At 68.7% G+C, this 14,497-nt stretch carries 13 protein-coding genes and 2 pseudogenes; 7 read left to right on the top strand and 8 right to left on the bottom strand.

The genetic code is table 11. The features are described from left to right. Positions 1–52 precede the first annotated feature (52 nt). The gene (locus ACH4EW_RS10590) at positions 53–1,558 is read right to left on the bottom strand and encodes a long-chain fatty acid--CoA ligase (protein WP_398254206.1); all 1,506 of its coding nucleotides are present in this window, start codon (positions 1,556–1,558) and stop codon (positions 53–55) included. 505 nt (positions 1,559–2,063) lie between these two features. Here ACH4EW_RS10590 and ACH4EW_RS10585 point away from each other — a divergent pair. From ACH4EW_RS10585 to ACH4EW_RS10555, 7 genes are all read left to right on the top strand, one after another. Next, complete coding sequence (locus ACH4EW_RS10585; protein ID WP_398254204.1) at positions 2,064–3,086, top strand: AraC family transcriptional regulator; 1,023 nt, start codon at positions 2,064–2,066, stop codon at positions 3,084–3,086. Positions 3,087–3,470: 384 nt separating this feature from the next. Further along, on the top strand, positions 3,471–4,529 hold the full coding sequence (locus ACH4EW_RS10580) for a 3-keto-5-aminohexanoate cleavage protein (RefSeq protein WP_398254201.1): 1,059 nt from the start codon (positions 3,471–3,473) through the stop codon (positions 4,527–4,529). A 105-nt stretch (positions 4,530–4,634) separates the two neighbouring features. Beyond that, positions 4,635–5,606, top strand: a complete 972-nt coding sequence (locus ACH4EW_RS10575) for a quinone oxidoreductase family protein (RefSeq protein ID WP_398254198.1) — start codon at positions 4,635–4,637, stop codon at positions 5,604–5,606. 39 nt (positions 5,607–5,645) lie between these two features. Continuing rightward, positions 5,646–6,563 (top strand): TauD/TfdA dioxygenase family protein, encoded by a 918-nt coding sequence (locus ACH4EW_RS10570; protein WP_398254195.1) that lies wholly within the window; start codon positions 5,646–5,648, stop codon positions 6,561–6,563. A gap of 31 nt (positions 6,564–6,594) precedes the next feature. Next, the gene (locus tag ACH4EW_RS10565; protein ID WP_398254192.1) at positions 6,595–7,920 is read left to right on the top strand and encodes an MFS transporter; all 1,326 of its coding nucleotides are present in this window, start codon (positions 6,595–6,597) and stop codon (positions 7,918–7,920) included. 2 nt (positions 7,921–7,922) lie between these two features. Further along, positions 7,923–8,507 (top strand): RBBP9/YdeN family alpha/beta hydrolase, encoded by a 585-nt coding sequence (locus tag ACH4EW_RS10560; protein ID WP_398254190.1) that lies wholly within the window; start codon positions 7,923–7,925, stop codon positions 8,505–8,507. Between the two features lie 402 nt (positions 8,508–8,909). Next, complete coding sequence (locus ACH4EW_RS10555) at positions 8,910–9,389, top strand: VOC family protein (protein WP_398254187.1); 480 nt, start codon at positions 8,910–8,912, stop codon at positions 9,387–9,389. A 106-nt stretch (positions 9,390–9,495) separates the two neighbouring features. Here the strand turns inward: ACH4EW_RS10555 and ACH4EW_RS10550 are convergent. From ACH4EW_RS10550 to ACH4EW_RS10520, 7 genes and pseudogenes are all read right to left on the bottom strand, one after another. Next, positions 9,496–10,104: pseudogene (locus ACH4EW_RS10550) on the bottom strand (reductase); the annotation flags it as partial. A gap of 367 nt (positions 10,105–10,471) precedes the next feature. After that, a pseudogene (locus ACH4EW_RS10545) lies at positions 10,472–10,645 on the bottom strand (reductase); the annotation flags it as partial. A gap of 88 nt (positions 10,646–10,733) precedes the next feature. Then, positions 10,734–11,093, bottom strand: a complete 360-nt coding sequence (locus ACH4EW_RS10540; protein ID WP_398254184.1) for a GntR family transcriptional regulator — start codon at positions 11,091–11,093, stop codon at positions 10,734–10,736. Positions 11,094–11,095: 2 nt separating this feature from the next. Then, positions 11,096–12,079, bottom strand: coding sequence for a DUF1648 domain-containing protein (locus tag ACH4EW_RS10535; RefSeq protein ID WP_398254182.1), 984 nt, complete (start codon positions 12,077–12,079; stop codon positions 11,096–11,098). Between the two features lie 83 nt (positions 12,080–12,162). Continuing rightward, the gene (locus ACH4EW_RS10530) at positions 12,163–12,339 is read right to left on the bottom strand and encodes a hypothetical protein (RefSeq protein WP_398254180.1); all 177 of its coding nucleotides are present in this window, start codon (positions 12,337–12,339) and stop codon (positions 12,163–12,165) included. A gap of 94 nt (positions 12,340–12,433) precedes the next feature. Next, the gene (locus tag ACH4EW_RS10525) at positions 12,434–13,102 is read right to left on the bottom strand and encodes a DUF6304 family protein (RefSeq protein ID WP_398254178.1); all 669 of its coding nucleotides are present in this window, start codon (positions 13,100–13,102) and stop codon (positions 12,434–12,436) included. A 214-nt stretch (positions 13,103–13,316) separates the two neighbouring features. After that, on the bottom strand, positions 13,317–14,480 hold the full coding sequence (locus tag ACH4EW_RS10520) for a family 2 encapsulin nanocompartment cargo protein polyprenyl transferase (RefSeq protein ID WP_398254176.1): 1,164 nt from the start codon (positions 14,478–14,480) through the stop codon (positions 13,317–13,319). Positions 14,481–14,497 lie beyond the last annotated feature (17 nt).

Genomic DNA, 14,497 nt, shown 5'->3' with positions numbered 1-14,497 from the left:
GCACCGAGTGCATGAGCAGTGCGTCAGTACTGAGAGTGGAACCCGGATCGCTTCAGTCCTCGGGTGCCTCCAGCTCGACGACGATCTCACGCTTGAGGATCTTGCCGGTTGCCCCCTTGGGCAGTGCGTCGGTGAATGTGACGATCCTCGGGTACTTGTAGGCGGCCACCCGCTGTTTGACGAAGTCGCGCACCTGGTCGGCCGTGGTCTGTGCACCGGGCCGGAGTGTCACTACGGCGGCCACCTCCTCCCCGTGGACCTCGTGCGGCACGCCGACAACGGCGGCTTCGGCCACGGCCGGGTGCTCGTAGAGCACCTCCTCGATCTCGCGCGGGTAGACGTTGTATCCGCCGCGGATGATGAGGTCCTTCTTCCGGTCGACGATGAAGTAGTAGCCGTCCTCGTCGGTACGGGCCAGATCACCACTGTGGAACCACCCGTCCCGGACGGCTTCCGCAGTCGCATCAGGGCGGTTCCAATAGCCCTTCATCACGTTTTCACCGCGGATCGCGATCTCACCGACTTCGCCCGGGCCGACCGCGGTGCCATCGTCCGCGACGAGCCTGAGCTCGACTCCGCGGACGGGGAGACCGATCGAACCGGCCTTACGGGGCCGGTCGGGGGAGTTGAACGCGGCGACAGGCGAAGTCTCCGAGAGCCCGTATCCCTCCAGCACGGTGACATTGAATTCCCGCTCGAAGGCGTGCAGTACCTCGACCGGCAGAGAAGCTCCACCGGAGCAGGCCACGCGCAGGGGTGAGAGGTCGTGGCCGTCGGGGATCCCGGCCTGGAGCAGGGCGGTGTACATCGTGGGGACACCCACGAAGACCGTAACCCCGTCCTGGTGCATGCTCTTCAGCGCCTTGGCCGGATCGAACCGGGGCTGCAAGGTCAGGGTTGCGCCCGCGGCCACGGCGGCGTTGAGAGCGCAGGTCTGCCCGAAGGCGTGAAACAGCGGCAGCCCGCCGAACAGTACGTCGTTCGGCCCGACGCACAGCAGCGTCTCGGCTGCGGTGGCCGCGTTGGACATCAGGTTGCGGTGAGTCAGCTCGGCACCCTTCGGGGTCCCTGTCGTGCCCGAGGTGTAGAGGATCACGGCGGTGTCGTTCTCCGTCCGGTCGGCGACCTCCACCATCGGTTCGGTGGCCTCCAGCAGGGCGTCGAAGGCCGCCGGGTCCGTGATCAGGCATTCGACTCCGGTCTCTGCTGCGGCCTTTGCGGCTTCGTCCGCGCACAGCGGGAACGCCAGCATGATCCGGGATTGGGAATCCCGGAGGGTGAAGGCCATTTCTCGCGCCTTCAACAGAGGATTCATCGGTACCACTACGCCGCCGGCACGGAGGATGCCGTAGTACGCGACCGGGAAGTAGGTGACGTTGGGCATGGCCAATGCCACGCGATCGCCTGGCCGGACACCCTTGGTCTGCAGCAGGGTGGCGATCCGGGCGGCGGTGTCGTTCAATCGCGCATAGGTGAGTACGGTCTCTTCCTGGCGGATGGCGACCCGGCCGCCGTCTGCCCGGGCGGCTTCCGTCAGAAGTGTGGCCAGGTTGTTCATGGTTTCCCCTTTGATCTGTGCTGCTGGTCGCAGTCATCGATGGCGGTGTGATCCGGCCGGACTTGCCCAGTTCTGTGGGCGACCACGTCACGCGGGTTGATCTCCCCGCGGCCGGGTCCGCCATCGGGGCTGTGCAGATCCCCCCGGACGTCCGGTGGCAGCTCACGCCGCTGACACAGAGTCAGCCCCCATCGCAGCACAGCCTGCGGGCCGGAAATCGCGCGAACGACCCGTCTTCTTTCACCGCGGAAGAATCCGACGGATCCGGTGCGGGAACTCTGGGCCGTTGATCCGCACGGGGGCTCCGTAACGATCTTCCAGGGCTGGTCAACGGTTGGACTGTTTGCCATGGTGTTCTCCGCCGGATTTCCGATCTGCCGCTACGCGAATCCAGGCGGCGTGCCCCATCGCAGTGCTGCCACGCTAGGTCACGGCTTGGGTCAGTGCTTGACCTCACGTGACACATGACCTAACACTTCGGGACAGATCCCTCTGGAGAGCGCCCATGAAGCCCCTTGTCCGCAATGCGGCACTGAGCAGCTACATCGAGGTCAGCCAGTCCCCCGGCATCGACCCGCAGGCCCTGATGAAGCGCGTGGGCCTGGACCCCGTCGGTCTGGCGGTCCAGGACAGATGGATCTCCGGCCTGGCCGTGATCCAGTTGCTCGAGCTCTCGGCGGCGGCCTCGCACCGCGAGGACTTCGGTCTGCTCCTCGCCGAGCGCCGCCGCTTCTCCAATCTCGGCCCCATCAGCTTGGTCATACGCGAGGAGCCCGACGTCCGCAGCGCGATCGAGCTTCTGGTCGGCCATGAGTACATGTACAACGAGATGCTCCGTAGCCGGCTCTCCGAGGCGAACGGCCTGGCCACCCTCAAGGTGAGCCTGGAGCTGGGTGGGGCCATGGCTGCCCGCCAGGCCACAGAGCTGGCCGTCGGTGCGTTCCACCAGGTCCTTCGCGGTTTCCTCGGTGCGCGGTGGCAGCCCGTGTCCGTGTGCTTCACGCACGGCGCTCCGGCGGACGCCCGGACTCACCGGCGCATCTTCGGCCCCGTAGTGGAATTCGACCAGGAATTCAACGGGATCGTCTTCCACGCCGACGATCTCGATGCTCTCAATCCCATGTCCGATCCGCTCCTGCGGACCTACGCCCGGCAGTACTTCGAGTCGATCGCAGTGTCGAAGGACACCACCGTGCTGGGCCGCGTGCGCGAGCTGATCGAGGTCCTGCTGCCGACCGGGCGCTGTTCCATCGAGCAGGTCGCATGCAGTCTCGGCGTCGACCGGAGAACCGTCCACCGGCACCTGTCAGCCTCGGGCGAGACCTTCTCCTCGCTCCTCAATGCGACACGTACCCAGCTCGCGGAGCAGCTCGTGGCGAACCCGCGCCGCTCATTGACCGAGATCTCCGGGCTGCTGGGATTCTCCGCACCGAGTGCCTTCTCCCGCTGGTTCAGCGAGCGGTTCGGCTGCAGCCCCAGGCAGTGGCGCGTCCAAAGGTCCAGGCAGCAGGCTCTCGCCGAGGATTGACCGCCGGCGATCACCGGCCAGCGCCGCGACCGGCAAACCTCGCCGGTCGCGGCGCTGGGGCGTGCCTCGGAAGTTGCGCCGACCGGTCGGGGCAGGTCCCCAATTGACAAGTCTGCTGTCGCCTACGGTTAAGCGTCCGGCGTAACAGGCCCTTAACGTTGCATTACCGCAAGGGAGTTCGTCGGCCCCACGAGGATGAACAGGGACCCTGCCTGAAGCCGCGTCTCCCTCCGGGACCCGTTGATCATATCCGGTCTGCCCACCCCAGCAGTCAGGGCATCCCGTCTGCGATCTCACTCCGCTCCTCACCAATCCACTCGGGCCTCGCATCGCAGGCAGCGATGCGTGCAGCGAGTGAAGCCCCGACCTCAAAGGAGATGGCCCGTGCATTTCTTCGACGACTCCCTCTACCCGGAGAACCAGGAGAAACTGGTCATCCAGGCCGCGCCCTACGGGCCGGAGTGGCTGCCCGGTGACGCCGACGACCTCCCGCTCACCATGGACGAGCACGTACAGGCGGCGGTCGACTGCTACAACGCCGGCGCCACGGTGCTGCACATCCACGTGCGAGAACTGGACGGCCACGGCTCCAAGCGCCTCTCCATGTTCAACGAGCTGATGGCCCGGCTGCGCGAGGCCGTGCCGGACATGGTTCTCCAGATCGGCGGGTCGATCTCCTTCGCTCCCGAGGACGAGGGCGCCGACGCCAAGTGGCTCAGCTACGACACCCGCCACATGCTGGCCGAGATCACCCCCAGGCCGGACCAGGTGACGATCGCGATCAACACCAACCAGATGAATATCGTCGAGATCTTCGACGACGAGGACATCGAGGGCACCTCGATTGCCAAGCCGGGGTACTACAAGGCCTACCGGGACATGGTGGTCGAGGCAGGTCCCGATTTCTACCTGGAGCACCTCAAGCGGCTGCGCGCCAACGACATCCAGCCGCACTTCCAACTCGCCAACATGGCACAGCTGGAGACCGTGGAGCGGCTGATCCGCAAGGGCATCTACAGCGGGCCGATGGTCCTCAACTACGTTGCCATCGGCGGCGGTTTCGCGGGTCGCCACCCGGCCGACCTGATCGAGTTCGTCCGTCGCGTCCCGGACGGCGCCGTACTCACCATCGAGGCGTCCATGCGGGCGGTGGCGCCGATGAACGCGATCGGCATCGCCCTGGGCGCGCATGTGCGGGTGGGCAACGAGGACAACCTGTGGCGGCGCAAGAGCGAGCGGATGTCCTCCGTGGAGCAGGTCGAACAGATGGTTCAGATCGCCGACGCGATCGGCCGGGAGATCGCCACCGGGCCGGAGGCGAAGAAGATCTACAGGATCGGCGAGTGGTACGCCGACGCCGACCAGACCCTGGCCGAGCTCGGCATGGTGCCCAACCGCCGTCCCGGCCGGCGCGGCTCCATGCTGCGCGACGTCAAGAGCTGACCCGACCCCACGAGCGGCGGTCGCGGGACGGACACGGCATCCGGTCCCGGCCGGTCAGGGCCGGCCCGCGACCGCCACCCCACTCACGAACAAACGGAGCACGTCATGGCACACGCCATTCGCTTCCACGAGACCGGTGGCCCCGGCGTCCTTCGGTGGGAAGAAACCACCGTCGGCGACCCGGGCCCGGGCGAGGTACGGATCCGGCACGTCGCCGTCGGACTCAACTTCGCCGACACCTACTTCCGTTCCGGCCTGTACCCGGCCCCGCTGCCCGCAGGACTCGGCGTCGAGGCCTCGGGGGTGATCGAGGCCGTGGGCGAGAATGTGACGCACGTCGCTGAGGGCGACCGCGTGACCTACACCGGCAGCCCGCTCGGCGCATACAGCACGGAGCGGGTCATGCCTGCGGACTCGCTGATCAAACTGCCGGACGAGATCAGCTGCGAGACCGCCGCCGCGATGACCATGCGCGGCCTCACCTCGGCCTACCTGCTACGCCGAATCCACCCGCTGAAGGCCGGCGACACCGTACTCCTCCACGCGGCCGCGGGTGGCGTCGGACTGATCTTCTCCCAGTGGGCGAAGCTGCTCGGCATCACCGTGATCGGCACGGTCTCCACCGAGGAGAAGGCCGAGATCGCCCAGGCCCATGGCTGCGATCACATCATCTACTACCGGCGCGAGAACGTGGCCGAGCGGGTGCGCGAGCTGACCGACGGCAAGGGCGTCCCGGTCGTCTTCGACAGCATCGGCAAGGACACCGTCGACGGATCCATGGCCTCGCTGCAGCGTCGCGGCCTGCTGGTGTGCTTCGGCACCTCCTCCGGAGTCCCGCCGCTCGACGCCATGAAACTCGCCATCCACGGCTCGCTGTACGTGACGCGGCCCGCGCTCGCCGACTACATCGCCGAGCCGGCGGAACGGGACGCACTGGCCGGTGAGCTGTTCGGCCACGTCGCGTCCGGACGCATCACGATCCAGATCAATCAGCGCTACGCACTCGAGAACGCGACAGAGGCACACCGCGATCTGGAATCGGGCCGGACCACCGGGTCTTCCGTCTTCGTCCTCTGAGCACGCCGTGCCCCGCACGTCACCCCCAGGAGTGAGCACATGTCTCAAACCGTCAGCCCGAGGGAAGACACGCCCGCCCTGGTGCGCCCGGGCGTCCTGCGCACCTCGATCAAGGTTGAGCCGCTGACCTGCACCATCGGCGCAGAGCTCTTCGATGTGAACCTCGGCGACGCCGCGCGCGACGACGAACTGCTCGCCGAGCTCAAGGCGTTGCTGCTGCAGTACAAGGTCCTGTTCCTGCGGAACCAGGACATCAGCCACGCCGAGCACGTCGCCTTCGCCTCGCGCTTCGGCCCGCTGGAGGACCACCCGGTGGCCGACAGCGACCCGGACCACCCGGGGCTGGTGCGTATCTACAAGGACCTGACCAGCAAGCCCGAGCACTACGAGAACGCACTCCACTGCGACGCGACCTGGCGGCAATGCCCGCCCATGGGGGCCGTGTTGCGCTGCGTGGAGACGCCCGAGGTGGGCGGCGACACGATCTGGGTCAATATGGCCGAGGCCTACCGCAGGCTGCCCGAACACGTAAAGACGCAGATCGCGGACCTGCGCGCGCGGCACAGCATCGAGGCCACCTTCGGTGCCGTCATGCCGATGGAGCAGCGCCACCAGCTGAAGGCCCGGTTCCCGGACCCGGAGCACCCGGTGGTGCGCACCCATCCCGAGACCGGCGAGAAGATCCTCTTCGTCAACGCCTTCACCACACACTTTGCGAACTACCACACGCCCGAGAACGTGCGCTTCGGCCAGGACTACGCGCCCGGGGCGGGCAACCTGCTGGCCTACCTGATCAGCCAGGCGGCCGTCCCCGAGTACCAGGTGCGCTGGCGCTGGCAGAAGAACAGCTTCGCCATCTGGGACAACCGCTCCACACAGCACTATGCCGTCCAGGACTACTGGCCCGCCGTCCGCAAGATGGAGCGCGCGGGGATCGTCGGCGACAGACCCTTCTGAGCCTTGCCAAGAGACGAGAAAGGTGATGCCTATGGGACTTCACACTGTCGGCACCGCGGTGCCGGCGACGTCTCCCGATGTTCCGGCCGTATCCCGCAGGTATGCCTGGCTGGTGTTCGCCTTGAGTTTCGGGCTTCTGCTGTCCGACTACTTGTCGCGGCAGGTCCTCAACGCCGTCTTTCCGCTGCTGAAGGCGGAGTGGCTGTTGTCGGACTCCCAACTGGGCTCCCTCAGCGGCATCGTGGCGTTGATGGTCGGTCTGCTCACGTTCCCTCTTTCGCTCCTGGCGGACCGCTGGGGCAGAGTCAAGAGTCTTGTCATCGCTGCGACGGTGTGGAGTGTGGCGACGCTGGGCTGTGCACTGTCGGCGAGCTACGGCGAGATGTTCCTGGGCCGATTCATCGTCGGTGTGGGTGAGGCGGCCTACGGGAGCGTCGGTATCGCCGTGGTCCTCAGCGTCTTCCCTGTCCGTCTGCGGGCCACGCTCTCCGGAGCGTTCATCGCGGGCGGGTCGTTCGGATCCGTGCTGGGCGTATCGGTCGGCGGCGTGGTCGCCCAACACCTGGGCTGGCGCTGGGCCTTCGGCGTGATGGGGATCTTCGGGCTGGTACTGGTCGTGATCTACGGCCTCGTGGTCACGGAGAAGAGGCTGGGTTCGGCGACCGGAGCCGCTGACGCCGCATCCGGCGAACGGGAACCGGTCCGGACCCTGCTGCCGCGGCTGTTCTCCTCGGTCTCCGTGGTCTGCGCCTACATCGGCAGCGGGCTGCAGATGTTCATTGCGATGGCCCTGCTCGCCTGGATGCCCAGCTTCCTCAACCGCTACTACTCCATGCCTTCCGCAAAGGCCGGGCTGGTTGCCGGGGTCTTCGCACTGATCACCGGCATCGGCATGATCGGCGGAGGGATCGCTTCGGACCAGCTCAGCCGCCGGGTTGCGGCCCGGAAGTGGACCGTTGCGATCACCTGCAGCTTCGGGTCGCTGGTGCTGCTGACGGCGGGATTCCGGCTGCCGACCGGTCCGCTGCAGCTCGTGCTGATCGGTGCCGGAACCCTGTTGTGCTGCGCCACGGCCGGCCCGGCGGCCGCCATGGTGGCGAATCTGACCCCTCCCGCGATCGCGGCGACGGCCTTCGCCACGCTCACCCTGGCCAACAGCCTGCTCGGGCTTGCCCCGGGGCCCGCAGTGACAGGGGTGCTCGCGGACCGCATGGGCTTGCTCGGGGCGCTGCAGGTGATCCCGCTTGTCGCGGTCGCCGGGGGAGTTGCCTTCTCCGTCGGCAAGCTCTTCTACGAGAAAGATCTGCGCCGCCTGGGGCTGCTCCCCGATGCGGCCCTCAAGAACCTGGAGCTGTAGTCATGCACCCTGCCGCACCACCGACGGTCGTGATCGTCCCCGGACTGCGCGATCACGTGCCGGAACACTGGCAGACGATCCTCGCGAACAAGACCGCCGACGCCCGTGTGGTTCCGCCGCTGACCAACGACAGGATCAGTTGCGACGCTCAGGTCGCCGCCTTGGAGGAGGCACTGTCGGACATCTCCGGGCCGGTCGTGCTGGTCGCCCACAGCGCCGGCGTGATGACCACCGTGCACTGGGCGCAACGCCACCGGCGTCCGGTCAGAGGGGCGCTGCTGGCGGCACCCCCCGACTTCGCCACCCCGATGCCCGAGGGCTACCCCACCCCGGAAGCCCTGAGCGAGAACGGCTGGACGCCTGTACCGCGGACGCCCTTGCCCTTCCCCAGCATCGTCGCGGCGAGCACGAACGATCCCCTGGCCGACTTCGATCGCGTTGCCGGTCTCGCCCGGGCATGGGGAAGTCGCCTTGAGAACCTCGGCCCGGTCGGACACCTCAACCCTGCCTCCGGCTACGGCGAATGGCCTCGGGCGGAGGAGTTCATCCGCGAGCTCAGCCGAGTCTCGTCCGACGCGTCCGCCTGACGCACGACGCCGGTCCCTCGCGCTCCCTCCTGTCCTTCTCGGGCAGGGGGGAGCCGTGCGTTCGAGCCCGCACCGTCGGATACGTGCCGGCGGCCCATCTCGTCGGCGCTTCCACGCCTGGGCCGGTCGGCTGCGACACGGTCCCCTTCCGGTGAGCGTAAAGTCAACACCTGGCAGGAGCAGGCCGTTTACCCGGCACGAGGCCGTGCCGCCCCACGGGATCTCCGCCATCGTCATGACCTTGCCGGTGCTCGGCAGGTCCGGGGGCATCGTGCCGGTACCCGTTCCTGGCCACGACGCCGATGCCCCACATACGTGACCGATGAGTTTCCGGGACGGGATCAGTCGGTATGGGTGGACATGCGCACACGACGGGACATGCGCTCACGACAGGAGACAGCGATGACCACCGATGGCTTCACCACATGTCTGTGGTTCGACGGGCAGGCCGAGGAGGCGGCGGAGTACTACCTCTCGGTCTTCAAGAACTCCCGCCTCGGCAGGATCGGCCGCTACACCGAAGCAGGGCCCGGGCCTGCCGGATCGGCGATGTCGGTCGAGTTCGAGATCAACGGCCAGAAATTCGTCGGGCTGAACGGCGGGCCGCAGTTCACCTTCAACGAATCCATCTCGTTCCAGATCCACTGCTCGGACCAGGACGAGGTGGACTACTACTGGAGCAGTCTCACCGACGGGGGCGAAGAGGGGACCTGCGGCTGGCTGAAGGACAGGTACGGCCTCTCCTGGCAGGTCGTCCCGGAGGCACTGACCGGTCTGATCGGCGACCAGGACGCCGAGAAGGGCGCACGGACCACCGCGGCGATGATGACCATGAAGAAGCTGGACATCGCCGCACTGCAGAAAGCGCACGCCGAGGGCTGACAAGGCGGAGATGCCGAACGAAGGACGCTCCGTCCGGCATCTCCTTGCCTCATCGGCGGGTGAGCCCGTTCTCTCCGACGCGCCACTACCTGCGTGCGAGCGCGCGTCAGGCCGTCCCCGCCAGCAGTTCGGCCTCCACCCGCGGGTCCAGACCGACCGCAGCCCGGTCCGGCCGTTGCGGGGCCTCACCGCCCAGTTCGACCAGCCACTTCCAGGTGTCGGCAACCGTCTCATCGACCGGTCGGCAGCGCAGCCCGGCCGCGTACGCCTTGCTGACGTCGCCCCGGTGCATGGCGTCGTACAGCTCGCCCGGCGGCAGCCAGACCGGCAGATCGCTCCAGGGCTCCACACCTGCCGCGAGGATGGTCTCCGCGGGGGTCCAGCGGAGTTCCGCGTCGGAGCCGGTGGCGCGTACACAGGCGTCGAGCAGTTGCCCCATGGTGGCGTGACCCGGGCGGCTGACCAGGTTGTACGGCCCGTGCAGACTGCTGCGATCTGCGTCCAGGATCCAGTTGGCGAGATCGCGGGCATCGATGTACTGGAGCATCAGGTCCGTTGGGCCCGGGGCCAGTACGGGTCCGCCGCGAGCGATCCGCAGCAGCCACCAGGGCAGCCTGCCGATGTTCTCCCAGGGGCCCAGGATCAGTCCCGCGCGGGCCAGCAGGGCTCGGTCCCCGAAGGCGTCGAGTGCGGCCAGTTCGCCGCCGCGTTTGGCAAGGGGGGTGGCAACTGCTCGTTGGGGAGCATGTATGAGGTCGGTTTAGCTCGATCGTGTGATGGTCGGCCCGCAGGCTTGCGGCGACCTGGCTGGGCGGGAGTAACGTCATCGTGCGATCTGGGACGCCGGGTGCGGTGCCAGCGTGCGGGGCCCCTGCTCCACCGGAGAGATGGTTCAGGGCCTCCCCGTCGCCTCTGACCACATCCACATGGCCAGATTGCGCAGGGAACCGGCCTCCCAGGACCGGACCACGCACAGGATGCGTGTCGCCGCCCCGGGGGTGAGTATGCCGGGGACCAGTGCGCCCAAGACCGTTCGGGGCGTGCGGCTGAGCGGACTCACTCCCACTCAGTCCAAAGGAACGGTACGAGACGTCCCCATCGGCGTCGGGCGAGGCACCGGCCACCAGTGGCGCGTCCTCGGGCAGACCGGCCAGGGCCGGGTAGTCGTACACGGAACGACTGGAAACGTATGCGTACCGGGCGGCCCAGTCGGCCAGCAGACGGGCCGCATCCCGTACGGCCGAGCGGGCTGCGGTGGCGCAGCAGCTAGTGGTGGTACCCGGCAGGCCGCTGGGCCGCCTCCCGGCGGGCCGCGCCGGGGCCGCCGCCACGGCCCGCACCGGCCTACGGGTTGTTGAGTGCGGTACGGACCAGGGCCAGCAGCTCCTCCTCCGTCATCCCCAGCTCGCGCGCGTCCGCCACCACTTCGCGTACGCGCTCCAGCAGCCGGGCCCGGTGCGGGGATGCGCCGCCGGTGACGACCGCGCCGCGCCCCCGGCGCAGTTCGATCAGCCCCTCCTCGCGGAGCTGCTGATATCCCCGCAGCACCGTATGGACATTGACCCCGAGGGACTCGGCGAGCACCCGGGCGGCCGGCAGGCGCTCGCCCGGCACCACCGTCCCCTCGGCGACGGCGCGGCGCACGGACGCCGCGATCTGATCGCCGAGCGGCACGGTGGAGGTGGGATCGACCCGGAACAGCATGGTCAGTGATCCGCCCGTCGCCGGTCGATCAGGGTATTGAGGAGCGCGGCACCGGTCGCCGAGTCGTCGACGGTCACCGCGAAGTCCCGGCCGCCGGCCAGTGTCGCCACGATTCCCTCACCGGAACGGATCATGAAACCGCTCCGTCCTGGACGGATGCGGTAGCCCCAGCCCCCGTACTCCGCAAGGGGGTTGATGTCCCTGCTGGTCGCGGCCTCGATCCGGTCGAGCGGCACTCTGAGGCGCGGCCAGGGCAGCATTCCCGAGATGGTGATGCCGCGCCGGTCCACCACCACGTACGGCCGGGCGAAGGCGGCCAGCAGCACGCCGAGGAGCAGCAGCGGAATCGCGGCCGCCCATCCCGAGACGAACAGCAGCACCGCCCCGGCGGCCACGAGCGCCAGCGCGATCAGCGGCAGCCACCAGCTCCCGGCGCTGCGCGCCCATCCGGCGACCTCCCCGTCGGCGAGCGCGATCCGCGCACCGTCCCCGGCCTGCCCGGTCGCGGCCGGCTGCTTCGGTACGGAAGCGAGCGCGGTCAGCGCCATCCCCAGCCCTCCGGCGAGCACGGCAACCCCCAGGGCGACGGCGAGCTGCCACATCGGGAACAACACACCTTGCGCCTCCCCCTGCGCATTCTCACCGGCATCCACGTTGGCGAGGAGCACGGCGGCCATCACCCAGCCGAGGAATCCGGCGAAGGCATAGCCACCGGCGACCAGCCAGCGGTAGGCCCATCCGTAGAACTTCCCCCGCACCACTGTGAGCGCCCACAGAGCACCGGTCATGGAGAACAGCAGGACGTTGGTCACGGCGTGCCACACCTGCCCCGCATGCCCGTCGGCCCGGCCATCGGCCTGGTAGTGGCTGGCCAGTTGTCCGGGAAGCCGGTCGCGGAAGACGGCGAGCAGCACCAGGTCGACGACGAGCGCGAGCAGGAACGGCAGGGCGACGAGCGTCGCACGGCCCAGATTTTTACGCTTCATGAAAACCTCCCTTGTTCGCATGCTAGTAGAACAATGGAGGTCTGGCAAAGATGTGGCGGCACGCCGGTACCCAGCCGGCGGGATCAGGTGCGGACCACCCTCGCTGCGGTCAGGGACAGCCCGACGAGCAGTTGGAGGGCAGAGAGCGCGAGCAGTCGGAGGACGGCGAGCGCGAACAGTACGGCGCCCACCACGACGAACGCCGGCCGCAGTCGCAGCGTCACGTCCGGCATCGACGCCGCCGACGACTGGCATGGCACCGCTCCGTCTTCCCGGCCCGGCCGGAGCCGAGTCCACGAAGCGGTTGCCGGGATCAGGCCGACCGGCCGACAACGACCGGCCGGACAGGGAAGATCAGGCGAGTTCCAGCGGGAACGCGCCCCGGTGCCCGGTGCCGGCGCCCCGGTCCGGGCGGGGTTCGTACTCGCGGCAGCTCCAGATCTCCTGGACGAATCCGGTCCGCCGGTCCCACAGGTCCAGGACATCGCCCTCACCGGCCGCCCCGCGGTAGGCGTCCTTGGTGCCCCGGAAGCAGGCGAGGCCGCCGGAAAGGCCGCGGCCGGGGGCCGGGAAGTAGTCCGAGAAAGCGCAGGCGATGCAGGTCTGCAGGCGCACGCCGGGCGGCAGGGCACGCTGGATCGTGGCCAGGGCGGACGCAAAGTCGCTCTCGGCGCGATGGGATCCGTAGGCCGCCCCGCCGAACTGCAGCTCCAGGTAGAGATACGGATCGGGGCGACGCAGCGACAACAGGCAGCTGAGCGTGGCCTGATGGACGGCTCCGTCCCACAGGACCGGGAGCGGCAGGTCCCACTCCAGGACGCAGTCGCCCAACGCGCCGTTCACCAGGGCGAAAAGGTCGTCGGCCGACGGCGTGCCGGCCACCGGGGCGAGGCCGTCGAAGCTTTCGCCCTCGAAGTCGATGCCCCTTATCCTGAGGCGGAGTTGCTGTCCGTCGGTGGTGAGGATGACGGCGTCGGAACCCTGCCGGTCCCGGTACCACCCTGCCCATGACTCATCTGTCATGGGCAGGGACTGTAGCCCGTGCCCATGACAGCCGACCTGCCGCCCTCCCCTTCACCTCACGGGCCTTGCGACCTCGGCACCTTGCTCCGTTCTCCCTGCTCCGTTCTCCCTGCTCTGTTCTCCTTGCTCCGCTCCCTTCATCGGTCTCGGCTCTCCGCTCCTGCCTCTGCGCCCTCTCCGATCCCGCTCTGCGTACCGCCCCTCCTCTCCGTGCTCAGTGCGTCCGGCGGGTGACGAACTCCGCCAGGGTCAGGAGGTCGCCCGCCGAGGCCAGGTCGGGGACCGCCCGGGACAGGTGGTGGACCGCGCGTGCCATCCGGTCCCCCGCGCAGATCTGCGCCCAGTCCCGGCCGCCGGCCCGGTCGACGGCATCGGCGGCGAGGCTCACCTCGCCGGGTGTGTTCATCGCCCCCCGGTAGAACGCGGCGAGTTCGGCCGCTGCGGGCGTGCCGGAGGTCAGGGCGGCGACCACGGGCAGAGACTTCTTGTGGGCGACGAGATCCGCCCCGACCGGCTTCCCGGTCTGTGCCGGATCCCCCCAGATGCCGATCAGATCGTCGATGAGCTGGAAGGCGAGGCCCGCCTCCCGGCCGAATCCGTCCATCGCGCCGACCGCCCGCTCCCCCGCGCCGGCGTACAGCGCACCCAGTGCGCAGGCGCAGCCGAGTAAGGCGCCCGTCTTCGCGGTGGCCATCGTGAGGCACTCGTCCAGCGACACCTCGTCCGGACCGCGGTCCTCGAAGGCGCAGTCGGCCTGCTGGCCTGCGCACAGCTCGATGACACAGGTCGAGAGCTTCGCCGAGGCGCGGGCCGAGGCCGGGCCGGTGTCCTCGGCGAGCAGCCGCTGGGCGAGGGCGAGCATGGCGTCACCGGCGATGACCGCGTCCGGGATACCGAAAACCGCCCAGGCCGTGGGCCGGTGCCGGCGGGTCCGGTCCTCGTCGATGACATCGTCGTGCAGCAGGGTGAAGTTGTGGACCAGCTCCACGGCGACGGCTGCCCGTACCGCCCGTTGCGGGTCGCCGCCCAGCGCCCGGGCGGCGGCGAGGACGAGCGCGGGCCTGATCGCCTTGCCCGCCCGTTCCGATGACGGGGTGCCGTCGGCCTGCTGCCAGCCGAAGTGGTACATCGCTACGCGGCGGATAGATCCGGGCAAGGAGTCGACGGCGGCGTGCAGTTGGGGATCGACCAAGGTGCGGGTCTGTTCCAGAAGGGCTGCGGCCTCATGACTCTGCGTTGCGAGGGCGGCCGGGTCGTTGTCACCCGGGGCCCGTGGTGTGGGTGGTTGGGGTACGTGGTGGGTCTTCACTGAGGCGTCCTCCCGAGGCCGCCCCGGGCGCGGCTGCCCGGTGGCGGAGGTTGACGGGGGCCCGGACATCGCCGTCCGAGCCCCCG

Origin of the sequence: Streptomyces sp. NPDC018000 (genome assembly GCF_044328025.1) — a bacterium.
In the GTDB taxonomy this organism is placed as follows: Bacteria; Actinomycetota; Actinomycetes; order Streptomycetales; family Streptomycetaceae; genus Streptomyces.
The sequence above is the reverse complement of the archived record's forward strand: the minus strand, read 5'-3'. Positions and strand labels throughout refer to the sequence as shown.